The following is a 20,371-nucleotide window of genomic DNA, read 5'->3' on the forward strand; positions in this document are numbered from 1 at the left end:
CCTTACGTTCGCCCCTAAAGTTGGCCTAGGCCACCCCCAAACCATTCTCGCTGGTGCGAAAGGGCACGCGCGCCCATCTGCCCCTCATGAAGAATCCCTCCCCCAAGTCCGGCACGGTCTATCTGGTCGGCGCCGGCCCCGGCGATCCGGACCTGCTGACGCTGCGCGCCGCGCGGTTGCTGATGCGCGCGAAAGTGGTGGTGCATGACGGGCTGGTCGATCCCGCCGTGCTGGCCATGGCGCCGCGCGGCGCGCGGTTCGTCTCGGTGGCCAAGCAGCGCGCACGCCACACGATGAAGCAGAGCGAGATCAACGCCCTGCTGGTGCGCGAGGCACGGCAAGGGCACGACGTGGTGCGGCTGAAAGGCGGCGATCCGTTCGTGTTCGGGCGCGGCGGCGAGGAAATGGAAGCCTGCGAGGAAGCCGGCGTGCCGGTGGAAGTGGTGCCCGGCGTCAGCGCGGCGCTGGGCGCGGCGGCGGCGGCGCGCATTCCGCTGACCCACCGCGAGAACGCCAGCATCGTCAGCTTCGTGGCGGGCCAGTGCAAGGGCTTGTCCGACCAGAACTGGGCGGGCCTTGCCGGCGTGGGCCGCACGCTGGTGATCTACATGGGCGTCGCCACCAGCGAGGCGATCGCGGAGAAGCTGATCGCGGACGGGCTGGCGCCCACCATGCCGCTGGCCGTGGTCGAGAACGCGGCGCGGCCGGACATGCGCGTGCTGCGCGGGCCGCTCGCCGGCCTGGGCGAGCTGGTCGCGCGCGAAAAGGTCAAGAGCCCGGCGCTCATCATCATCGGTGAGGTCGCGGCGCGGGGAGAAACGATGGAACTTGCGAAAATGGCCCGTGCGGCCGGGGAGACGGTGCTGTGAAAGTCCTGACCGGCAACGATCTCAAGACCGGGGACGTGATCTGGTGGGCCGGCGAAGGCTGGTCGCGCCACGTCAACGACGCGGTGGACGCGGGCGAACACCCCGAAGCGATCCTCGCGCGCGAGGAAGCCGCGCAGCGCGTGGTCGGCTCCTACGCCATCGACGCCTCGGTGACCGGCGAAGGCGTGCGCCCCGCGCACATCAAGGAACGCATCCGCGCGCTTGGCCCCACCGTCCGGCTCGACCTTTCCCTCAAGCCCGCCGACCCCGCCGCCGGCAACTGGGTGATCTGACATGTACCAGTATGACCAGTACGACCAGGCCATGGTCGATGCCCGCGTCGCGGAGTTCCGCGATCAGGTGAACCGCCGCCTGGCCGGGGAAATCACCGAGGACCAGTTCAAGCCGCTGCGCCTGAAGAACGGCCTCTACCTCCAGCTGCACGCCTACATGCTGCGCGTGGCGGTGCCCTACGGCACGCTCAATTCCGCGCAGATGCGGATGCTGGGCGATATCGCGGACAAGTACGACCGCGGCTATGGCCACTTCACCACGCGCCAGAACATCCAGTACAACTGGATCAAGCTGGAAGACGCGGCCGACATCCTGGCCGACCTTGCCAGCGTGGAAATGCACGCGATCCAGACCAGCGGCAACTGCATCCGCAACACCACCGCCGACCAGTTCGCCGGGGCGGCCGCCGACGAGGTGGAAGACCCGCGCCCCTATGCCGAACTGCTGCGCCAGTGGTCCACGTTCCATCCGGAATTCGATTACCTGCCGCGCAAGTTCAAGGTCGCGATCATCGGGTCCGATACCGACCGCGCGGCGATGAAGCTGCACGACATCGGCATCCAGATCGTCAAGAACGAAGCGGGCGAGACCGGCTGCCGCTTCTACGTAGGCGGGGGCATGGGCCGCACGCCGATGATCGCCCCGGTGATCGGCGATTTCGTGCCGCCGCTGCAAATGATCAGCTACCTGGAAGCGTGCCTGCGCGTGTACAACCGCTATGGCCGGCGCGACAACAAGTACAAGGCGCGGATCAAGATCCTGGTCCACGAGATCGGCGCGGACGAATACCGCCGCCAGGTGGAAGAGGAATTCGCCCATATCCTGACGCTGGGGCTGGAACCGCCGCCGGCCGAACTGGAGCGGATCAAGGGCTATTTCGCCGATCCGGGCTTCGAGACGGGCCTGTCCGGGGACATCGATCGCAGCGATCCGGATTTCGCGCTGTGGCTGGACCAGAACGTCCACGCCCACAAGCAGCCGGGCTATGCCATCGTCACCATCAGCCTGAAGCCCACCGGCGGCATTCCGGGCGATGCCAGCGCCGACCAGATTCGCCTGATGGCCGATCTCGCCAAGGCGCATTCGTTCGACGAACTGCGCGTGACCCACGCGCAGAACATCGTGCTGCCCCATGTGAAGAAGGCCGACCTCTACGCGCTGTGGCAGAAGCTGGACGCGGCGGGCCTCGCCAGCGCCAACCTGGACCTGATCAGCGACATCATCGCCTGCCCGGGCCTCGATTATTGCAGCCTCGCCAATGCCCGCTCGATCCCGGTGGCGCAGAAGATCAGCGAACGCTTCGCCGATCTGGGCCGCCAGCGCGAGCTGGGCGAGCTGAAGCTGAAGATTTCGGGCTGCATCAACGCCTGCGGGCACCACCACGCCGGCCACATCGGCATTCTCGGCGTGGACCGCAAGGGCGTGGAGAACTACCAGCTGCTGCTCGGCGGATCGGAAGGCGCGGACACCTCGCTCGGCACGATCACCGGCCCCGGCTTCAACGAGGACGGCATCGTCGATGCGGTGGAGAAGGCGACCGGCGTCTATCTGGCCCAGCGCACCGACGGGGAGCGTTTCCTCGATACCTACCGCCGCATCGGCATGGCCCCGTTCAAGGAGGCGATCTATGGTTGAGAACGCGCTGCGCTATCGCGACGACGAACCCGTGGCCGATCCGGCCGTGACGGTGGACGCCTTCGCCGAACAGACCAACGCCTCGGCCGTGCGGATCGAACCGGGCGACGATGCGCGCATCCTGCTGCCGCACCTTGGCCGGCTCAGCCTCGTCGAGGTGAACTTCCCCGCCTATACCGACGGGCGCGGCTATTCGGCGGCGCGCATCCTGCGCGAGCACGGCTATGCCGGCGAACTGCGCGCGGTGGGCGACGTCCTGCTGGACCAGCTTTCGCACATGCGCCGCTGCGGCTTCGACAGCTTCGCGCCCAATCAGGCGATCGACCGCGCGGCGGCGGACAAGGCGCTGGCCACCTGGCCCGAGGTTTACCAGAAGACGGTCGATGGCCGGGCGGCGATCTGGGCCAAGCGGCACGGGCTGGCCTGACATGGCGGAAACGGCGGCGCGCAAGCAGGATTCCCGGGCGCAGGGCCGGCGCATCGATCTGATCGATACCGCGCCGCGCTTCACCGAAACCGACGCGATCCGGCTGAACAACCTGTTCCGCGGCAGCGACACGCAGGACATGCTGCGGGGCGTGTTGCGCGACCGGCTGGCCGGCGATCTTGCCGTCGTGTCCAGCTTCGGCGCGGAAAGCGCGGTACTGCTCCACCTGATCGCGCAGATCGATCCGGCCACGCCGGTGCTGTTCCTGGAAACGCACAAGCATTTCCCGGAAACGATCGCCTACCGCGACGAACTGGTGGCGCATCTGGGGCTGACCGGGCTGCAGATAGTGGAGCCGGACGCCGAGGTGATCGCCAAGAAGGACGACAACGGCCTGCGCTGGTCGTGGGATCCGGACGGCTGCTGCGAAATCCGCAAGGTGCAGCCGCTGGCGAAGGCGCTGCTGCACTTCGATGCCTCGATCACCGGCCGCAAGGGCTTCCAGTCCGCCACGCGCGCGGGGCTGCCCCGCTTCGAGATCGATCATTCCGACGCGCAGGGCCGCCTGAAGATCAATCCGCTGGCGAGCTGGACCAAGGACGACCTCGAAGGCTGGATGGACCGGCACGGCCTGCCGCGCCATCCGCTGGTGGCGCTGGGCTATCCCTCGATCGGCTGCGCGCCCTGCACCAGCAAGGTCGCGCCCGGCGAAGACCCGCGATCGGGCCGCTGGAAGGGCTGGGACAAGACCGAATGCGGCATCCATGTGCCGGGATCGACCGACAGCGGTTCCGGCATCGACGACGTGCCGCCGGGATACGACCCGATCTTCTGAGGCCCTTCAAGGCCCCGGGCGGCGCTCAATCGAGCGCGTCCAGCCATTCCGCGATCATGCGGCGCCCGGCGGAAACCGCGCCCGGCCCGTGCGCCTCGTGCGCCGCGCGCAGCGTTTCCGGGCTGTAACCGGCCGCCGCGACATCGTCCGGCGACTGTTCGATCCAGGCGTCGAAGCGGGGGTCCTCGCCCATCTCCGCGTGGAATTGCAGCGCCAGCAGATTGCGCCCGCGCCGGAACGCCTGGTGGCGATAGACGTGGCTCGACGCCAGCAGTTCGACGCCTTCGGGCAGGTCGAAGGTATCGCCGTGCCAGTGCAGCACCGGCACGCCTTCGACATGGCGCAGCGGGCTGTCCCCGGCATGGACGCTGACCGGATGGAAGCCCACTTCCCGGACGCCGCCGGGATAGACGTCCGAGCCCATGGCGGCGGCGATCATCTGCGCACCGAAGCAGACGCCCAGCGTGGGCCGGTCCGCTTCCAGCCGTAGCGCCAGCCGGCGCATCTGGCAGCGTATCCAGGGATGGGCTTCGTGTTCATAGACGCCCATCGGGCCGCCCATCATGATGAGCAGATCGGGTTCGCGCAGATCGAGCGAGGCAAAGACCGGGTCCGACACGTCGATGCGGTCGACCGCGTATCCCGCCTGCTCGATCGGGTCTCGATAGCCCGCCACCCCCTCGTGGGGAACGTGGCGAATGATCAGCGCTGTCTTCATCGTGCCTTTGGTCACCCATCCGCAATCTGCTGTCAAAACCCCGTTTCCGGGACCGGACGGCTTACAGGCCGAGCCGGTCCCAGAAGTCGGTCGCCGTGGCCACCGCCGGCCGGGTACGCCCTTCGCCGCTGTCGCCACGCGCCCATGAGGGATGGGGCAAAGGCGGCACGGCGCGGCGGCGCGGAATGCGCGCCAGGGGGGCGGACCGGGACGGGGATGGTGACGACGGGGCTGCTCTCGACATTCGCATTCTCCTGTTCGCGGAACACGAAGCTGGCGAGGTCGCCCGGGTTCGTGCGCTTTAGCCGTTGGTGACGCGGAGCAAGCTGACATCCATCAAAAGCCGCGGTCCGGACGGCGAAGGGAGAGGGAAGCGTCGCCCGGACGCCTTATATCTACTTAATCAGTTGAGTTTATCAAGGACAGGCTTGCTTGGGTGGCGCAAAGCCTGGCTTTGCCGGCGCCGATTCCCGCAGAACATGGTTCCCGGACGGGTGCCCGCAGCGGGCGGGTGCTCCGGCCTTGCGGGGCAAGCAATGGTAAACAAAGGCCTTTTCCGAGGCCGTCGCACGGCCCGCTCTTAACCACTTCTTAGCCAGACCTGGTGTATCCCCATTAAACACAATCTTGCGGAACAACACCGATGGTCTCTGCCGAATATCAACAGGTCGATTTGAGCCAGCGCCGCAAGGCGCGCCGCACCCAGGTGGCTGCCGACGCCAAGGTGAGCGGCGACAAGCTGGGCAGCGCGCTGTGCAAGATCGTGGACATTTCCACGCACGGTTCGCGGATCGAAACCTATTCCGAACTCAGCCCCAACGCCGACATCTGCCTGCGCATTCCGCCGAACATCCTGGTCGATGCCAAGGTGGTGTGGACGAACGGCTATGTTTCCGGCTGCCAGTTCCTCAAGCCCATCGCCGAGGACCTGCTGGAAACCGTGTTCGGCATCCTCCCTCAGGGTCGCGCCCACGCGCATTGACGCCTTCCCTTCCCGAGCTTCCTCCCGAGACCCCTCCGGATCACCGTCCGGAGGGGTTTTTGCATGGCGGTCGTCGCGAAAGGGCGGAAACGCGCCAGAAACGGGAAGGCCCGCCACGCGGTCGGCGTGGCGGGCCAGCTTTCCTCCCCAGGAAAGTTCCGTGCGGGATCAGCGCCCCATCGCGCTGCCGAGCCGGTGGTAGAGGTTCGAGAACTTCACCGATTCCGGCTGGTCCTCGATCGCCTTCAGATAGTGCAGTACGGCTTCGCGGATCAGCTTGAAGTCCTCGGTCGAGAGGACCGCGCGGGCACGTGCAGGTTCAGCCATGGTGGGTCTCCTTCTTGGATCTTCGGGGCTTGATTGCCGCGAGGATTGCTTTGCCAGTCCGCCGGGGCTTAGGCGGCGAACTGGTTCATCGTGTTGTGGGCGCCGCCGGCCTTGAGCGCGGCTTCCCCGGCGAAGTATTCCTTGTGGTCGTCGCCGATGTCGGAGCCGGCCATGTTCTGGTGCTTCACGCAGGCGATGCCCTGGCGGATTTCCTCGCGCTGGACCTGCTTCACGTAGCCCAGCATCCCCTCTTCGCCGAAATAGCGCTTGGCGAGGTTGTCGGTGCTGAGCGCGGCCGTGTGATAGGTCGGCAGCGTGATGAGGTGGTGGAAGATGCCCGCCTCGCGCGCCGCGTCCTTCTGGAAGGTGCGGATGCGCTCGTCGGCCTCGACGCCAAGCTCGGTGCCGTCATAGTCCACGCTCATCAGCCGCGCCCGGTCATAGGCGGAAACGTCCTTGCCGGCCGCTTCCCAGGCGTCGAACACCTGCTGGCGGAAGTTCAGCGTCCAGTTGAAGCTGGGCGAGTTGTTGTAGACCAGCTTGGCGTTGGGGATCACCTCGCGGATGCGGCTGACCATGCCGCCGATCTGGCCGATGTGCGGCTTTTCGGTTTCGATCCACAGCAGGTCCGCACCGTTCTGGAGCGAGGTGATGCAATCGAGCACGCAGCGGTCCTCGCCGGTTCCCGGACGGAACTGGTAGAGGTTCGAAGGCAGGCGCTTGGGCTTCACCAGCTTCCCGTCGCGGGTGATCAGGACGTCGCCGTGGCCGAGGTTGGCGGTATCGACCTCCTCGCAATCGAGGAAGCTGTTGTACTGGTCGGCGATATCGCCCGGCTCGCGGACGAAGGCGATCTGCTTGGTCAGGCCCGCGCCCAGCGAATCGGTGCGCGCCACGATGATCCCGTCATCGACGCCCAGTTCCATGAAGGCATAGCGGACGGCGCGGATCTTCGCGAGGAAGTCCTCGTGCGGCACGGTGACCTTGCCGTCCTGGTGGCCGCACTGCTTTTCGTCCGAAACCTGGTTCTCGATCTGGATGCAGCAGGCGCCCGCCTCGATGAACTTCTTGGCCAGCAGGTAGGTCGCCTCGGCATTGCCGAAGCCGGCGTCGATATCGGCGATGATCGGCACGACGTGGGTTTCGAACTCGTCGATCTTGTGCAGCAGGCGGTGGGTGTTGACCGCGTCGCCCGCGGCCTTCGCCGCATCCAGATCGCGGAACAGCATGCCCAGCTCGCGCGCGTCGGCCTGCTTCAGGAACGTGTAGAGTTCCTCGATCAGCGCGGGAACGCTGGTCTTTTCGTGCATCGACTGGTCGGGCAGCGGGCCGAACTCGCTGCGCAGCGCGGCGACCATCCAGCCCGAGAGGTAGAGGTAGCGGCCCTTGGTGGTGCCGAAGTGCTTCTTGATGGAGATCATCTTCTGCTGGCCGATGAAGCCGTGCCAGCACCCCAGCGACTGTGTGTAGTTCGCGGGATCGGCGTCATAGGCAGCCATGTCGCGGCGCATGATCTTGGCAGTGTAGCGGGCGATGTCGAGACCGGTGTGGAAGCGGTTTTGGAGGCGCATCCGCGCGACCGATTCCGGTTCGATGCCATCCCAGGTCTGCTGGAACGGGCCGATCGCCTTGCCGGCTTCGACGATGGTCTGGTGGTAGGTCATGGTATCCGATTCCCTTCCGCGTCATGCGTCTGTGATTGAGGCTGGGATAAGGGGCCGAATCCGCGCGCGGAACCGGGCGCGCGGTGCTGTTGTCAAACTTTACAGATTTTCGTTGTAAAGTTGTACAGGCATGACAGGATGCCGCCCATGGCCAGCACGCCCCCTTCCGCCAAGTCCCCCGCCCGCCCGCTCTACCTGGGGCCGCGCATCAAGCGCCTGCGCCGCGAGCTGGGCCTCACCCAGCAGGCCATGGCGGAGGAACTGGGCATTTCCCCTAGCTACATCGCCTTGCTGGAGCGCAACCAGCGCCCGCTGACCGCCGACCTGCTGCTGCGCCTGGCCCGCGCCTACAAGCTCGACATGGCGGACCTCGCCGCCGACGAGCGCGACGATTACGCGCGGCGGCTGGGCGATGCGCTGCGCGATCCGATCTTCGCCGATATCGACCTGCCCGCGCTGGAAGTCGCCGATGTCGCCACCAACTTCCCCGGCGTGACCGAGGCCATGCTGCGCCTGCACGGCGCCTACCTGCGCGAACAGCAGGCACTGGCGGCGCAGCACGGCCAGGGCAGCAGCGATCCGGCGGCGGACCCGGTGAGCGAGGCGCGGCGCTTCGTGGCGGCGCGGCGCAACTATTTCCCCACGCTCGATTCGAAGGCCGAGGAACTCGCCGCGGAGATCGAGCGCGCCGGCGGCGGCGCGGAATGGCTGCGCAAGCAGGGCGTGCGCGTGCGCTTCATGCCGCCCGATGTGATGATGGACGCGATCCGCCGCTTTGACCGGCACAACGAACAGTTGCTGCTCGACGATACGCTGCCGCCGGCCAGCCGCGCCTACAACATCGCGTTGCACATCGCCTATACCGCGCTGCGGCCCGAAATTTCGACGATCATCCGGGGGGAGAGCTTCGCCAGCCCGACCGCCGCCAACCTCGTGCGGCGCGCGCTGGCCGGCTATGCCGCCGCCGCGCTGGTCATGCCCTATGACCGGTTCGCTCGCGCGGTGGAAGCGCGACGTTATGACATCGAGGCGCTGTCGGGCCTGTTCGGCGCCAGCTTCGAACAGGTCGCGCACCGCCTGACCACGCTGGGCCGGCCGGGGCAGGAGCGCGTGCCGTTCTTCTTCCTGCGCGTGGATGCGGCAGGCAACGTGTCCAAGCGGCTGGACGGCGCCGGCTTCCCCTTCGCCGCGCACGGCGGAGGCTGCCCGCTGTGGAACGTCCACACCGTGTTCCGCACGCCGGGCGAGATCGTCACGCAATGGCTGGAACTGCCCGACGGCCAGCGCTTCTTCTCGATCGCGCGGACGGTGGTCTCGGGCGGCGGCGGGCACGACCGGCCGCGCACCACCCGCGCCATCGCCCTCGCCTGCGCCGCCGAACATGCCGCAAAGCTGGTCTATGCCGCCGGGGCCGATCCGCTGGCCGCATCGGCGACACCCATCGGCGTCACCTGCCGCCTGTGCAACCGCGCGCAGTGCACCGCGCGCGCCGAACCGCCGATCGGCCGCGAGATCCTGCCTGACGACTATCGCCGCGCCGCCGAACCATTCGCTTTCGCGGAAAGCTGAGCACCGCCCCCGGCGCGCGACAAGCCCCGCCAGCGCTTGCGGCGCGGGCAGCGGGGGGCTATCGGCCGCTTCCCTGTCCGTTCCGCCGCAAAGGCACCCCTATCCCGTGTCCAAGATCATTCCCCTTGCCGACGTCGATCCCGCGATGGTCGAGCAGCTGCTCGATACCGCCTTCGAGCCGGAGCGCCGCCAGCGCACCGCGTACAAGGTGCGCGAGGGCACCGAATGGCTGCAGGGCCTGTCGTTCGCCGCGCTGGACGATGACGACATGCTGGCGGGCACGATCCAGTGCTGGCCGGTGGCGCTGAACGACGCGGCCGGGCGGGCGCACCCGATGATCATGGTCGGCCCGGTGGCGGTGATGCCCGCGCTGCAGGGCAAGGGCTATGGCCAGGCGCTCGTCACCGCCAGCCTGACCGCGATCGATCCCCGCGCACCGCTGCCGCAGGTGATGATCGGCGATCCGGAATACTACGGCCGTTTCTTCGGCTTCGCCAACGCCCACACCGGCGGCTGGCGCCTGCCCGGCCCCTACGAGCAGCACCGCCTGCTGTGCCGCACCGCCAATCCGGCGGTGCTGCCGGCGGAAGGCATGCTGGGGCCTTGGCGCGGCTGATCCGATCTGGCATCGGAATCGCGATGCCCTATACCCCGCCCCCCGAACTCGCGGCCATGTCGCTCGCGGAACTGGCCGAGGCCCATGCCGAACGCCGGTTGCCGCCGCTCGACCAGTGGTCGCCCGAACGCACCGGCGACAGCCACATGCGGATCGCGGCGGACGGGACGTGGTTCCACGAAGGATCGCCGATCCGCCGCCCGGCCATGGTCCGCGCCTTTTCAGGCCTGCTGCGGCGCGAAGCGGATGGCGGGCATTGGCTGGTTACGCCGTTCGAGAAGCTGTCGATTGAAGTCGAGGACGCCGCGTTCATCGGCACCGACGTGCAGGTGCGGCATGACGGCGAGGGGGGCCGGCCAGTGCTGGCCTTCCGCCTCAACACCGACGATGTGGTGCTGGCCGGGCCGGAGCATCCGCTGCGCGTGGCGGGCACCGCCGATGTCCCCGCGTTTTACCTTACGGTGCGCCACGGCACGGAAGCGCGCCTCAACCGCAGCACCTATGGCCAACTGATCGACCACGCGCTGGCGGCGTCCGGAGACGGCGCACTCGCGGTGGAAAGCATGGGTGCGCGCTTCCCGCTGGTGCCCGCCGCATGACCGCACCGCTGCTCGACCGGCTGACCGCGCTCTACGCGGACGGGCACAGCCACGCGCTCGACGACCTGTACAGCGACTGGCGCGCGCCCAGCGAAGACGCGCTGCGCGACGCCGCGGTGCTGATCGCGGTGACCGACCGGCGGGACCACCCCGACGGGCCGGGCGTGCTCGTCACCCACCGCCCCTCGCACATGCGCGCGCATCCGGGGCAGGCGGCGTTTCCGGGTGGCAAGCTGGAACCCGGCGAAACCCCGATCGAGGCGGCGCTGCGCGAGGCGGAGGAGGAACTGGGCCTTCACCGCCGTCATGTGACCGTGATCGGCGCCACCGATTCCTTCCGCACCGGCACCGGATACCACATCACCCCGGTCCTCGCCGTGGTGCCCGAAGGGCTGGCGCTGGAACCCAATCCCAACGAAGTGGCCGAATGGTTCGAGCCGCCGTTCGGCTTCGTGCTCGACCCCGCCAACCACATCCGCAAGACCGGCTTTCACAACGGCATCGAGCGCGCCTACCTCGAAATCATGTGGCACCAGCATCGCATCTGGGGCGTGACCGCCGGGATCATCGCCAACCTTTCGCGCCGGATCGCGTGGGGCGCATGACCAGCCATCTGCCCGCCGCCCCGTGGACGCAGCGCGCGGACCTCGCCGCGCTCGTCTCCGCGCTCGATCCGCTGGCGCAAGGCAATTGCCGCTATGTCGGCGGCGCGGTGCGCGACACGCTGCTGGACGCCCCGGTCAAGGACATCGACATGGCGACCCAGCTGGTGCCGCAGGAGACCATGGCGCGGCTGGAAGCGGCCGGCATCCGCGCCATTCCCACCGGCATCGCCCACGGCACCGTCACAGCGCTGCTGCCCGAAGGCGGGGTGGAGATCACCACGCTGCGGCGCGACGTGTCCACCGACGGCCGCCACGCCACCGTCGCCTTCTCCACCGCATGGCGCGAGGACGCGGCGCGGCGCGATTTCACGATCAACGCGCTCTATGCCGATCCGCGCACGCTGGCCGTCACCGATTTCTTTGGTGGGCTGGACGATCTCGCCGCGCGCCATGTCCGCTTCATCGGCGAGGCGGAGCAGCGCATCCGCGAGGATTACCTGCGCATCCTGCGCTATTTCCGCTTCCAGGCGCGCTTCGGCACGCTGCCCGCCGATGCCGAGGCGGAACGCGCCTGCGCGGCGCTGGCCGCAGGGATGAAGGGCCTTTCGCGCGAACGTATCGGCTGGGAACTGCTCACTCTGCTCGGCCTGCCCGATCCCGCGCCCACGGTGCGGCGCATGGCGGAGCTGGGCGTGCTGGCGCAAGTGCTGCCGGAAGCGACGGCAGCGGGGCTCGACGCCCTTGAAGCGCTGATCGCCAGCGAACGGCGCGAAGGGCTGACGCCCGACGCCCTGCGCCGGCTGGCCGCGCTGCTGCCCGCCGATCAGCCGCAGGCCGAACAGGTGGCGGCGCGGCTGCGCCTGTCGATCGCCCAGCGCAAGCGGCTGGCCACCGCCGCCGCGCGCGATGGCGCGGTGTTCGATCCGCGCGGCCTGGCCTATCGCCTGGGGCGCGAGGAAGCGCTGGACCGGCTGCTGCTGGCCGGCGTATCGACCGCGCCGCTCGCGGGCTGGGATGTCCCGCGTTTCCCGCTGAAAGGCGGCGAGATCGTGGCACGCGGCGTCGGCAAGGGTCCGGACGTGGCGCGCATCCTCAGGGCCGTGGAAGCGCGCTGGATCGCGGAAGGCTTTCCCGACGCGGCGCGCGTTGGCGCACTGCTGGACGCGGAACTGGGCTGAGCGGACCTTTTGGTTTCGCGCGGAAGCGTGAGGGTGGCTTGAGCGCCCGCAGAGCGGCCTAAGGGGACAACATCACCCTCCATCGTCATTGCGAGGGGCGCAGCCCCGCGGCAATCCAGAGTGGCATGTACGCCGGGGCGGCAAGCCGGGCTCTGGATTGCTTCGCTAACGCTCGCAATGACGAAGCAGGTAGAAAGGCTACAAGCCGGTCATCACGCCTCTGCGCCTCTGCGCGAACCGAGACGCTCTACCCCCGCCACTCCCGCCGCTCCTCGGCGGCGCGCAGCACTTCGTAGGAGAGTTGCAGGGCATGAAAGGCCTTGGCGGCTTCGGCATCGCCCGGCCGCACATCGGGGTGGACTTCCTTGGCCTTGGCGCGCCAGGCCTTCTTCACCGCTTCGAAATCGGCGTCCGGGTCCAGCCCCAGCACTTCGAGCGCGCGCAACTCGTCGCGGCTGCGCGTGCCGTCGCCCGATCCGCCCCACTGGGTCCACGCGGACTGGCGATAGGCCTCGCCCGTCGCGCGCTCGGACTGCTCGCGCTGCTCGGCCTCTTCCTTGTCCAGCCCTTCGAAATAGTTCCAGCCTGCGTTGTATTCCGCCGCGTGCTTTTCGCAGAAATACCAGCGATCCGGGCTGTTGGGCGATTTGGGCGCGGGGCAGTCGCCCTTCTCCTCGCACCCGGCGCGGTCGCACAGGCGCACGGTCGCCGCCTCGCTCGCGGCGCCATACCCGCGCCAGCGCGGGAAACCCCAATCCACCGATCGTCGTTGACGGGCCATCAGCGCCTCCGCGCGCGCAGCCGGCGCGCATCGGCGGAACTAACGGGGATCGTCAGGCAGAGGATCAAGTCATGCATCCGGCCACCATAGCCGTTCACGGGCGGCATCGGCTAGAGGGAAGCCGGCGCGCAGGCACAAAGTCCGCCGCGCCGGCCTTCGCGCGCTACTGCACCGTCACGGTCACCGCGCGGCGGTTCTTGGCCCAGCTTTCCTCGTCAGAACCCAGCGCGATCGGGCGTTCCTTGCCATAGCTGACCGTGGTGATGCGCGAAGCATCGATGCCCACGCTGGTCAGGTAGTTCTTGGCGGCATTGGCGCGGCGTTCGCCCAGCGCGATGTTGTAATCGCGCGTGCCGCGTTCGTCGCAATGCCCTTCGATGGTGATCTTCTTGTCGGGATAGCGCGCCAGCCACTGCGCCTGGCTTTGCAGGATGGCCTGCGACTGCACGTCGACGTTGTAGCGATCGGTGTCGAAATGGATCGTGTCGGACGTCACCGAGGCCACGAAATCCTCCTGGCTGCCCGGTGCGGGGCCGGCCGGCGTCGTTACCGGGGGCGTGGTGGTGGTGGTCGTCGTCGTCGGGGCCGGCGGCAATTCCTTCGGCGCCTTGGGCGCGCAGGCGGCGAGCGTCAGGCTGGTGACGAGGGCGCTGGTGATCAGGATCTTGCGATGCACAGCATTCTCCTTGTGCAAGAGAGGGTACGGGGGAGGAAAAGCGGGACGAACGCGAATGTTTGGCGATAGGTACGATGGAGCGAGAGAAAAGTGCGACGGAAAGCGCCTTGGTACAACCCCTTGCGGCCCGTTGCGTTCCGTTACGGCAGCACTGGCCCCCAGGCCGGGTCCGATCCGTCGACGGGCGTGTTCAACTTGCGCTCGTTGCGGCCGGTCAGGTCGACCTGCCAGATGCCGGTCCGGCCACTGTTCCGTTCGGTGCGGAAGAACTGGATGATGCGGCCGTTGGGCGACCACGTCGGCGCCTCGTCCTGCCAGCTGTCGGTCAGATCGCGCAGGCCGGTGCCGTTGGGGCTCATCACCGCGATGCGGAAGTTCCCCGCGATGTGCGTGAAGGCGATCTGGTCGCCGCGCGGGCTCCATTCGGGCGTGGCCGCGCGGCCGCCGAAGAAGCTGATGCGCTTCTGGTTCGTTCCGTCCGCGTCCATCACATAGACCTGCTGGCCGCCCGAACGGTCGCTTTCGAACACGATCTTGCTGCCATCGGGCGAATAACTGCCACCCACGTTGATGCCGGGGGTGTTGGTCAGCTGCTGCGATGGCCCGCCGTTCGCCGATACGCGATAGATGTTGGTGTTGCCGCCCGTGGCCATCGAATAGAGGATCCACTTGCCATCGGGCGACCAGCGCGGCGCGAAGGTGGGATTGGTGCTCTGCGTCACCAGCCGCTGCTGGCCGGTGCCGATATCGTAGATGTAGATGCGCGGCGCGCCGTTCAGGTAGCTGAGATAGACGATCTGGCGGTAATCGGGCGAATAGCGCGGGGTCAGCGCGGTGGCCTGCCCGTTGGTGATGAAGCGGTGGTTCGCCCCGTCCGAATCCATGATCGCCAGCTGCTTGCGGCGATGGTCCTTCGGCCCGGTTTCGGCGATGTAGGCGATCTTGCTGTCGAAGAACGGGCTTTCGCCGGACAGCCGCGAATAGACCATGTCGGCGCACTTGTGCGCGGCGCGGCGCCATTCCTCGGGCTTCACGATATAGCCCTGCCGGCCCAGCTCGCTGCCCAGCTGCACGTCATAGAGATAGCAGCCCACGGTCAGGCGGCCGTCCGGGTTGCCCTTGACGAAGCCCTGCACCAGCATTTCGGCCGAACGCCCGCGCCAGCCGTCGAACGCGGGCGCGGTCACTTGCGCGAACTCGATCGCGGGCAGCGCGTCCGGCCCCACCGGCTTGAACAGGCCGTTGTTCTTGAGATCGTTGTAGATCACCCGCGCCAGGTTCTTGCCCAGCGCGGCGGTGTTGCCGCCATCGGCCGAGGTCGGCACCGCCTGGTCGGTGGCGAAGGTCGGGATGGCGATGCCCAGGTCCTGCCAGGCGTTGTCGTCGGTGACCGAGCCGGTCAGGCCGCCATCGTCATGCGGTGCGGCGGGCGCTGGCGCGGCCGAAGGCGGCAGCAGCTGCGCCTGCGCGAAAGCCGGCGCGGCGATGCCGAGCGGCAGCAGGGCAAGGCTGAACAGAAGAACGGTCTGGCGCGAGGTCATTGGGACAACTTCCTGTCGAAGCGGAACTGCGCGATGCGCTTCCAGCCATTGTAGTATTGAGCGGGGAGGTTGAAAGGCGCGGCAAGCTGCACCGCGCGGATCGCCATTTCGGCATGGCGCTGCGCCTGCGGGCGGTTGGCGTCGGTGATGCCGGATTGCTGGACGACGCGCGGCCGGCCGGCCAGCGAACCATCAGGATTGAGATCCCAGGCCAGGATCGTCACCAGCAAGTCCGCATCGGCCCCCTGCGGCGCGGTCCAGTGCGGCTTGATCTGGCGCGAGATCGAACTGGCGAGCGACGAGCGCACTTCCGGGCCGAGTGTCGCGGCGGGCGGTGTTTGCGCGGTGCCGGGCGTGGTTGCACCGGCCACGCCCTTGAGGAAATCGCTGCCGACGAAGCTGCCGCCCGCCGGCGCATCGGGCCGGCGGCGCGGGCGGTCATCACCGGCGCGCGGGGCGGCGGCCTGGGGGCGCGCCGGGGCGGGGCGAGCCTGCGGCGCGGGTTTCGGAGGTGCGGGATGGGGCGGCGCGGGACGCGGCGGCACGGGCCGGGGCACCGGCTTGGGCGGAACCGGGCGCGGCTGCGGCGCCACGGGCTTCGGTTGCGGCTGGGGCTTTGGCTCAGGCTGCGGCTTGGGCTGAGGTTGCGGCTGCGGCGCCGGCTGCGGCTCAGGCTGCGGCAACGCTTCCTGAGCGGGCTGCGGCTCCCCCAGCGCGGGCGCGACATCGGGCGCGGCCTGCGCGTTGGGATCGGGCGAGGTCGACTTGTCGGCGATCTCGTCCGAGAACGTCACGGTCATGCGCTCGGGCGGCGGCTGCAGCTTCTTACCCGGCGGCGACAGCGTCAGCGCCAGGATCAGCGCGGCATGCGCCGCCACCGCGATCGCCAGGGCGACGCCTTCTTCCTTCGAGAGGCCCGGAGCGGAGGGATCGCGCATCGTCGATAGCGCCTATGGCGTGGCCGCTGAACCGTTGGTGACCAGCGAGATCGACTTGAACCCGGCGTTGTTCAGCTCGCCCATCACCGCCATCACGCGGCCGTAATCAAGCCCGCGGTCCGCGCGCAGCGTCACCAGCGGCGGCTTGCCCACCCCTTCGGCCGGGCGCATGGTCATCAGCCGATCGCCCAGTTCGCCGGGGGCAAGCTCCTGATCGCCCAGGAAAATGCGCCCGTCCGCGTCCATCGACACGGTGATTTCGTCCTGCTCTTCCTTCAGCGCTTCGGCCTTGCTGTCGGGCAGGTCGATCGGCACGCCGGCGGTCAGCATCGGCGCGGTCACCATGAAGATGATCAGCAGCACCAGCATGACGTCGACCAGCGGGGTGACGTTGATCTCGGACATCGGACCGCCCCGGCCCCGCCCGCGCCGTCCGCGCCGCCCGCCGCCGCCCGCCGAAAGGTTCATCGCCATCGGCTATTGCTCCAGCTCGCGGCTCAGCGTCGCCTGGAAGCGGTCGGCGAAGCGGAACAGGCGCGCTTCGAACCGGTTCACCCGGTGCGAGAAGCGGTTGTAGGCAACGACCGCCGGAATCGCGGCGAACAGGCCGATCGCGGTGGCCAGCAGCGCTTCGGAAATACCCGGCGCGACCACCGCCAGCGAGGAATTCTGCTGGGCGCCGATGTTGAAGAAGCTGTCCATCACGCCCCACACGGTGCCGAACAGGCCCACGAACGGCGCCACCGAACCGACCGTGGCCAGGAAGTTCAGCCGCCCGGCCAGCGCGTCGCTTTCCGCCGTCACCGCGCCTTCCAGCGCCAGGCTGAGCCGCTGGCGCGTGCCCTCGCGGTCGATCGCCCGACCAGAGGTGGACCGGCGCCATTCGCCCAGCGCGGCGTTGACGACGCGGGCCGAGGCCACGTCGCGCTTCCCGTTCTCCTTCTGGAACGCGTCAATGTCGTGCGCGTCCCAGAACTCGCGCTCGTACTTGTCGCACTGGCGCTGGACGCGGCCGATCTTGATCCGGAAGCCGACGATGATCGTCCAGACCCACACGCTGGCGAGCACCAGCCCCCCCATCACCGCCTTCACCACGATGTCGGCGTGAAGGAAAAGGTCCACCGGATTGAGCTGGGTCGGCGCGCCGGCGGCGCCGCTGGCGAGAACTTCGAGCATCATGCGGAAATCGGGCCTTCCTGTTCGGATGAGGTCGCTTCGGATGGAGCAACGAGGACGGTGTGGAACGCATCGACCCACGCGCGCGGCTGGCGGCGGGGCCGGCCAGTGGGCGCAACGAAGGCGACACGCACGGTCGCCTGGGACAAGAGCGCGTCTTCCCTGAACGCACGCTGGACGATCCGGCAGGTCGCGGGGGAAATATCGGAAACCTCGCTGCGCACCAGCACCGCATCGTCCAGCCGGGCGGGCCGGAGATAGCGGATCGCCAAGTCGGTCACGGCATAGGCGCCCTCGCCCGCGTCGTGCGCGCCGCGCTGGTCGATGCCCAGGCAACGCAGCATGTCGGACCGGGCGCGTTCGAACCAGCGCAGGTAGTTGGCGTGATAGACCACGCCCGACAGGTCCGTGTCCTCGAAATAGACGCGGACCGGGAAAAGATGGACGGCGCCGTCGAAACGGCCGGAAGGCGGCGCGGGCGGGAGCATGGGCGTTCCGCTTCTAGCCGTGCGACGAGTCGAAGGGCAAGGTTGTGCGGCGAACTTTGTTAAGCATCAGGCGAACCGAAGGGCGGAAGCGGAAAGCGCCGCCCCGCCGCCCTCGCTCAGCGCGTCACCAGCATCGGCCCCAGCGGACGGCCGGCGAAAAGGTGAACATGCAGGTGCGGCACTTCCTGGTGGCTGTCCGGCCCGACGTTGGCGAGCAGGCGATAGCCGGGCTCGATCACTCCAGCCTCGCGCGCCACTGCGCCCACCGCGCGCACGAAGCCGCCGATCTCCGCGTCGGACGCCTTGGCCGAGAAATCGTCCCAGCTCACATAGGCGCCCTTGGGGATCACCAGGATGTGCAGCGGCGCCTGCGGGTTGATGTCGTGGAACGCCAGCGCCCATTCGTCCTCATAGACCTTGCGCGAGGGGATCTCGCCCCGCAGGATCTTCGCGAACACGTTCTGGTCGTCGTAAGGCAGGGTGGCGTCAACGGCCATGGCCGGCTCTCCTCTTGGCATTTCTTGTCGGAATGGCGGGTCTTTCGGGGTCGCTTACTCCGGCGCTTACTCCGTGGGGCGGCTGGCCTTTTCGGCGATGCCGGAAACGCCTTCGCGCCGGTCCAGTTCCGCCAGCACGGCGGCCAGCGGCACGTCCCGCGCACCCAGCAGGACGAGCAGGTGGAACAGCAGGTCCGCCGCTTCACCGGTCAGCTCCTCGGCGCTGCCCGAAAGCGCGGCGATCACCGTCTCGGTCGCTTCCTCGCCCACCTTCTGCGCGATCTTGCCCAGCCCCCGCGCGTTAAGCTTGGCGACATAGCTGGTCGAGGGATCGGCGTTGCGCCGCGCCGCGATGGTCGCTTCCAGGCGCGATAGAGTGGTGGCGTGGTCCATGGCGCGGGGGATGGAGCGGCGGGGCCGCCGGGTCAAGAGGCCCCTAACCGCCTCAGGCCCGAATCCCGCTCAAGCCCGCGCCGGCAGGCCCGCCGCCCGCAGTGCGGCGTGCGCCTCGGCGATGGAATGCGTGCCGAAGTGGAAGATCGACGCCGCCAGCACCGCGCTGGCGTGGCCCTCGATCACCCCGGCAACGAGATGGTCAAGCGCGCCCACGCCGCCGCTCGCCACCACCGGCACGCTGACGGCATCGGCGATCGTCCGCGTCAGGTCTAGGTCATAGCCCCGCTGCGTGCCGTCCCCGTCCATCGAGGTTACGAGCAGTTCGCCCGCGCCTAGTTCGGCCAGGCGCACCGCATGGTCCAGCGCGTCGATCCCGGTCGGCTTGCGGCCGCCGTGGGTGAAGATTTCCCACTTCCCCGGCGCCACCCGCCGCGCGTCGACCGAGCCGACCACGCATTGCGCGCCAAAGCGCTGGGCGATGTCCGCCACCAGTTCGGGCCGGGCGACGGCGGCGGAATTGACCGCGACCTTGTCCGCCCCCGCCAGCAGCAGCGCGCGGGCATCCTCGGCGCTGCGCACGCCCCCGCCCACGGTCAGCGGCATGAAGCAGACTTCGGCCGTGCGCGCGACCACGTCGAGCAGCGTGCCGCGCCCTTCGTGGCTGGCCGAAATGTCGAGGAAGCACAGCTCGTCCGCCCCGGCCTTGTCATAGGCGCGCGCCTGCTCCACCGGATCGCCGGCATCGCGCAGGTCGACGAAGTTGACGCCCTTGACCACGCGCCCATCGCGCACATCAAGGCAGGGGATGACGCGGACGCGGACGGTCATCGATCAGCCCTTCGCCGCCATCTGCAACGCGGCGCGCAGGTCCAGCCGCCCGTCATAGAGCGCGCGGCCGGTGATGACGCCCTCGATCCCGTCCTCGGCGTGGAGCGTCAAGACGTGGATGTCGTCCAGCCCCTTCACCCCGCCGCTGGCGATCACGGGAATGTCGACGCGCCGGGCCAGGTCCACTGTCGCCTCGATGTTCACGCCCTTGAGCAGCCCGTCGCGGCCGATGTCGGTGAACAGCAGGCTGGCGACGCCCGCGTCCTCGAACCGGCGGGCGAGATCGACCACCGAGACGTCGGACACGTCGGCCCAGCCCTCGGTCGCGACCATGCCGTCGCGCGCGTCCACCGCCACCACGATGCCGCCGGGAAATTCCTTCGCCATGTCCTTGACGAAGTCCGGGTCCTTCAGCGCGGCGGTGCCCATGACCACGCGGCTCACGCCCAGGTCGAACCAGCCCGCCACCGCTTCGCGCGTGCGGATGCCTCCGCCCAGCTGGACGTGACCCGGAAAGGCTTCGAGAATGCCTTCCACCGCCTCGCGGTTCTCGGCGCGGCCGGCGAACGAACCGTCGAGATCGACGACGTGCAGGTGCATCGCGCCCGCTTCGGCGAACAGCAGCGCCTGCGCGGCCGGGTCGTCGCCATAGACGGTCGCCCGGTCCATATCGCCTTCGGCGAGGCGGACGACCTGCCCGGCCTTGAGGTCGATGGCGGGAAAGACGATCAT

General features: G+C 68.6%; 26 protein-coding genes. 11 read left to right on the plus strand and 15 right to left on the minus strand.

Features of this window, described 5'->3' with window-relative positions:
* Positions 1-86 precede the first annotated feature (86 nt).
* The 5 genes from cobA to FA702_RS08915 are packed head-to-tail and all read left to right on the plus strand — an operon-like array spanning position 87 to position 4,060.
* On the plus strand, positions 87-869 hold the full coding sequence (gene cobA, locus FA702_RS08895) for a uroporphyrinogen-III C-methyltransferase (RefSeq protein ID WP_136955850.1): 783 nt from the start codon (positions 87-89) through the stop codon (positions 867-869).
* Positions 866-1,162, plus strand: a complete 297-nt coding sequence (locus tag FA702_RS08900) for a DUF2849 domain-containing protein (protein WP_136955851.1) — start codon at positions 866-868, stop codon at positions 1,160-1,162. Before cobA ends, FA702_RS08900 begins: the two co-directional genes overlap by 4 nt.
* 1 nt (position 1,163) lies before the next feature.
* A complete protein-coding gene (locus FA702_RS08905; RefSeq protein WP_136955852.1) occupies positions 1,164-2,798 on the plus strand; it encodes a nitrite/sulfite reductase in 1,635 nt (544 codons plus the stop codon).
* Positions 2,791-3,225, plus strand: a complete 435-nt coding sequence (locus FA702_RS08910) for a DUF934 domain-containing protein (protein ID WP_136955853.1) — start codon at positions 2,791-2,793, stop codon at positions 3,223-3,225. Before FA702_RS08905 ends, FA702_RS08910 begins: the two co-directional genes overlap by 8 nt.
* Before the next feature lies 1 nt (position 3,226).
* Complete coding sequence (locus FA702_RS08915; RefSeq protein ID WP_136955854.1) at positions 3,227-4,060, plus strand: phosphoadenylyl-sulfate reductase; 834 nt, start codon at positions 3,227-3,229, stop codon at positions 4,058-4,060.
* Positions 4,061-4,085: 25 nt separating this feature from the next.
* Here FA702_RS08915 and FA702_RS08920 read toward each other — a convergent pair whose 3' ends face one another.
* A complete protein-coding gene (locus FA702_RS08920; protein WP_136955855.1) occupies positions 4,086-4,778 on the minus strand; it encodes a glutamine amidotransferase in 693 nt (230 codons plus the stop codon).
* A gap of 61 nt (positions 4,779-4,839) precedes the next feature.
* Positions 4,840-5,022 (minus strand): hypothetical protein, encoded by a 183-nt coding sequence (locus tag FA702_RS08925; protein ID WP_136955856.1) that lies wholly within the window; start codon positions 5,020-5,022, stop codon positions 4,840-4,842.
* Positions 5,023-5,421: 399 nt separating this feature from the next.
* Here FA702_RS08925 and FA702_RS08930 point away from each other — a divergent pair, with 399 nt between their 5' ends.
* Complete coding sequence (locus FA702_RS08930; protein WP_136955857.1) at positions 5,422-5,760, plus strand: PilZ domain-containing protein; 339 nt, start codon at positions 5,422-5,424, stop codon at positions 5,758-5,760.
* A gap of 168 nt (positions 5,761-5,928) precedes the next feature.
* On the opposite strand, the gene FA702_RS22780 is transcribed toward FA702_RS08930, so the two are convergent.
* Together FA702_RS22780 and FA702_RS08935 are read right to left on the minus strand one after the other, a co-directional pair.
* Entirely contained in the window at positions 5,929-6,087 is a 159-nt protein-coding gene (locus FA702_RS22780; protein ID WP_168196035.1) for a hypothetical protein, read from the minus strand.
* Positions 6,088-6,155: 68 nt separating this feature from the next.
* The gene (locus tag FA702_RS08935) at positions 6,156-7,751 is read right to left on the minus strand and encodes an isocitrate lyase (protein WP_136955858.1); all 1,596 of its coding nucleotides are present in this window, start codon (positions 7,749-7,751) and stop codon (positions 6,156-6,158) included.
* A 147-nt stretch (positions 7,752-7,898) separates the two neighbouring features.
* Here FA702_RS08935 and FA702_RS08940 point away from each other — a divergent pair, with 147 nt between their 5' ends.
* From FA702_RS08940 to FA702_RS08960, 5 genes are all read left to right on the plus strand, one after another.
* On the plus strand, positions 7,899-9,320 hold the full coding sequence (locus FA702_RS08940; RefSeq protein WP_136955859.1) for a short-chain fatty acyl-CoA regulator family protein: 1,422 nt from the start codon (positions 7,899-7,901) through the stop codon (positions 9,318-9,320).
* A 106-nt stretch (positions 9,321-9,426) separates the two neighbouring features.
* Entirely contained in the window at positions 9,427-9,936 is a 510-nt protein-coding gene (locus FA702_RS08945; RefSeq protein WP_136955860.1) for a GNAT family N-acetyltransferase, read from the plus strand.
* Positions 9,937-9,959: 23 nt separating this feature from the next.
* The gene (locus FA702_RS08950) at positions 9,960-10,535 is read left to right on the plus strand and encodes a DUF1285 domain-containing protein (protein WP_136955861.1); all 576 of its coding nucleotides are present in this window, start codon (positions 9,960-9,962) and stop codon (positions 10,533-10,535) included.
* Positions 10,532-11,140: a CoA pyrophosphatase gene (locus FA702_RS08955; protein WP_136955862.1), complete on the plus strand. Its 609-nt coding sequence runs from the start codon at positions 10,532-10,534 to the stop codon at positions 11,138-11,140. Before FA702_RS08950 ends, FA702_RS08955 begins: the two co-directional genes overlap by 4 nt.
* Positions 11,137-12,318, plus strand: coding sequence for a CCA tRNA nucleotidyltransferase (locus FA702_RS08960; RefSeq protein WP_136955863.1), 1,182 nt, complete (start codon positions 11,137-11,139; stop codon positions 12,316-12,318). The genes FA702_RS08955 and FA702_RS08960 overlap by 4 nt, the downstream gene beginning before the upstream one ends.
* A gap of 247 nt (positions 12,319-12,565) precedes the next feature.
* Here FA702_RS08960 and FA702_RS08965 read toward each other — a convergent pair whose 3' ends face one another.
* From FA702_RS08965 to hisA, 11 genes are all read right to left on the minus strand, one after another.
* Positions 12,566-13,099 (minus strand): DnaJ domain-containing protein, encoded by a 534-nt coding sequence (locus tag FA702_RS08965; protein ID WP_136955864.1) that lies wholly within the window; start codon positions 13,097-13,099, stop codon positions 12,566-12,568.
* Between the two features lie 163 nt (positions 13,100-13,262).
* Positions 13,263-13,775, minus strand: coding sequence for a peptidoglycan-associated lipoprotein Pal (gene pal, locus FA702_RS08970; protein ID WP_136955865.1), 513 nt, complete (start codon positions 13,773-13,775; stop codon positions 13,263-13,265).
* 140 nt (positions 13,776-13,915) lie between these two features.
* Positions 13,916-15,316 carry a Tol-Pal system beta propeller repeat protein TolB gene (gene tolB / locus FA702_RS08975; protein ID WP_136955866.1) on the minus strand — a complete coding sequence of 467 codons (1,401 nt, stop codon included), beginning with the start codon at positions 15,314-15,316 and terminating at the stop codon, positions 13,916-13,918.
* Positions 15,313-16,254, minus strand: a complete 942-nt coding sequence (locus tag FA702_RS08980; protein ID WP_136955867.1) for a hypothetical protein — start codon at positions 16,252-16,254, stop codon at positions 15,313-15,315. Before FA702_RS08980 ends, tolB begins: the two co-directional genes overlap by 4 nt.
* A 12-nt stretch (positions 16,255-16,266) precedes the next feature.
* Positions 16,267-16,728, minus strand: coding sequence for a protein TolR (tolR, locus tag FA702_RS08985; protein WP_124810159.1), 462 nt, complete (start codon positions 16,726-16,728; stop codon positions 16,267-16,269).
* 3 nt (positions 16,729-16,731) lie between these two features.
* A complete protein-coding gene (gene tolQ / locus FA702_RS08990) occupies positions 16,732-17,433 on the minus strand; it encodes a protein TolQ (RefSeq protein ID WP_136955868.1) in 702 nt (233 codons plus the stop codon).
* The gene (locus tag FA702_RS08995) at positions 17,430-17,918 is read right to left on the minus strand and encodes a YbgC/FadM family acyl-CoA thioesterase (protein ID WP_124810161.1); all 489 of its coding nucleotides are present in this window, start codon (positions 17,916-17,918) and stop codon (positions 17,430-17,432) included. The genes tolQ and FA702_RS08995 overlap by 4 nt, the downstream gene beginning before the upstream one ends.
* A gap of 116 nt (positions 17,919-18,034) precedes the next feature.
* The gene (locus FA702_RS09000; RefSeq protein WP_136955869.1) at positions 18,035-18,415 is read right to left on the minus strand and encodes a histidine triad nucleotide-binding protein; all 381 of its coding nucleotides are present in this window, start codon (positions 18,413-18,415) and stop codon (positions 18,035-18,037) included.
* Positions 18,416-18,481: 66 nt separating this feature from the next.
* Positions 18,482-18,808 carry a phosphoribosyl-ATP diphosphatase gene (locus FA702_RS09005; protein WP_136957325.1) on the minus strand — a complete coding sequence of 109 codons (327 nt, stop codon included), beginning with the start codon at positions 18,806-18,808 and terminating at the stop codon, positions 18,482-18,484.
* Positions 18,809-18,877: 69 nt separating this feature from the next.
* Positions 18,878-19,639, minus strand: coding sequence for an imidazole glycerol phosphate synthase subunit HisF (hisF, locus tag FA702_RS09010; protein WP_136955870.1), 762 nt, complete (start codon positions 19,637-19,639; stop codon positions 18,878-18,880).
* A gap of 3 nt (positions 19,640-19,642) precedes the next feature.
* Positions 19,643-20,371, minus strand: a complete 729-nt coding sequence (gene hisA / locus FA702_RS09015; RefSeq protein WP_136955871.1) for a 1-(5-phosphoribosyl)-5-[(5-phosphoribosylamino)methylideneamino]imidazole-4-carboxamide isomerase — start codon at positions 20,369-20,371, stop codon at positions 19,643-19,645.

This window comes from Novosphingobium sp. EMRT-2 (genome assembly GCF_005145025.1).
Taxonomy (GTDB): Bacteria; Pseudomonadota; Alphaproteobacteria; order Sphingomonadales; family Sphingomonadaceae; genus Novosphingobium.

Bases quoted from the DNA above. Each gene is read 5' to 3' on its own strand.
- FA702_RS08940 (WP_136955859.1), top strand. From the start codon at position 7,899: ATGGCCAGCACGCCCCCTTCCGCCAAGTCCCCCGCCCGCCCGCTCTAC.
- tolB (WP_136955866.1), bottom strand. From the start codon at position 15,316: ATGACCTCGCGCCAGACCGTTCTTCTGTTCAGCCTTGCCCTGCTGCCG.
- FA702_RS08910 (WP_136955853.1), top strand. From the start codon at position 2,791: ATGGTTGAGAACGCGCTGCGCTATCGCGACGACGAACCCGTGGCCGAT.
- FA702_RS22780 (WP_168196035.1), bottom strand. From the start codon at position 6,087: ATGGCTGAACCTGCACGTGCCCGCGCGGTCCTCTCGACCGAGGACTTC.
- hisA (WP_136955871.1), bottom strand. From the start codon at position 20,371: ATGATCGTCTTTCCCGCCATCGACCTCAAGGCCGGGCAGGTCGTCCGC.
- FA702_RS08905 (WP_136955852.1), top strand. From the start codon at position 1,164: ATGTACCAGTATGACCAGTACGACCAGGCCATGGTCGATGCCCGCGTC.
- FA702_RS08915 (WP_136955854.1), top strand. From the start codon at position 3,227: ATGGCGGAAACGGCGGCGCGCAAGCAGGATTCCCGGGCGCAGGGCCGG.
- FA702_RS08980 (WP_136955867.1), bottom strand. From the start codon at position 16,254: ATGCGCGATCCCTCCGCTCCGGGCCTCTCGAAGGAAGAAGGCGTCGCC.
- hisF (WP_136955870.1), bottom strand. From the start codon at position 19,639: ATGACCGTCCGCGTCCGCGTCATCCCCTGCCTTGATGTGCGCGATGGG.
- FA702_RS08925 (WP_136955856.1), bottom strand. From the start codon at position 5,022: ATGTCGAGAGCAGCCCCGTCGTCACCATCCCCGTCCCGGTCCGCCCCC.
- FA702_RS08955 (WP_136955862.1), top strand. From the start codon at position 10,532: ATGACCGCACCGCTGCTCGACCGGCTGACCGCGCTCTACGCGGACGGG.
- FA702_RS09005 (WP_136957325.1), bottom strand. From the start codon at position 18,808: ATGGACCACGCCACCACTCTATCGCGCCTGGAAGCGACCATCGCGGCG.
- FA702_RS08920 (WP_136955855.1), bottom strand. From the start codon at position 4,778: ATGAAGACAGCGCTGATCATTCGCCACGTTCCCCACGAGGGGGTGGCG.
- tolR (WP_124810159.1), bottom strand. From the start codon at position 16,728: ATGGCGATGAACCTTTCGGCGGGCGGCGGCGGGCGGCGCGGACGGCGC.
- FA702_RS08930 (WP_136955857.1), top strand. From the start codon at position 5,422: ATGGTCTCTGCCGAATATCAACAGGTCGATTTGAGCCAGCGCCGCAAG.
- FA702_RS08935 (WP_136955858.1), bottom strand. From the start codon at position 7,751: ATGACCTACCACCAGACCATCGTCGAAGCCGGCAAGGCGATCGGCCCG.
- FA702_RS09000 (WP_136955869.1), bottom strand. From the start codon at position 18,415: ATGGCCGTTGACGCCACCCTGCCTTACGACGACCAGAACGTGTTCGCG.
- FA702_RS08950 (WP_136955861.1), top strand. From the start codon at position 9,960: ATGCCCTATACCCCGCCCCCCGAACTCGCGGCCATGTCGCTCGCGGAA.
- FA702_RS08965 (WP_136955864.1), bottom strand. From the start codon at position 13,099: ATGGCCCGTCAACGACGATCGGTGGATTGGGGTTTCCCGCGCTGGCGC.
- FA702_RS08995 (WP_124810161.1), bottom strand. From the start codon at position 17,918: ATGCTCCCGCCCGCGCCGCCTTCCGGCCGTTTCGACGGCGCCGTCCAT.
- tolQ (WP_136955868.1), bottom strand. From the start codon at position 17,433: ATGATGCTCGAAGTTCTCGCCAGCGGCGCCGCCGGCGCGCCGACCCAG.
- FA702_RS08960 (WP_136955863.1), top strand. From the start codon at position 11,137: ATGACCAGCCATCTGCCCGCCGCCCCGTGGACGCAGCGCGCGGACCTC.
- cobA (WP_136955850.1), top strand. From the start codon at position 87: ATGAAGAATCCCTCCCCCAAGTCCGGCACGGTCTATCTGGTCGGCGCC.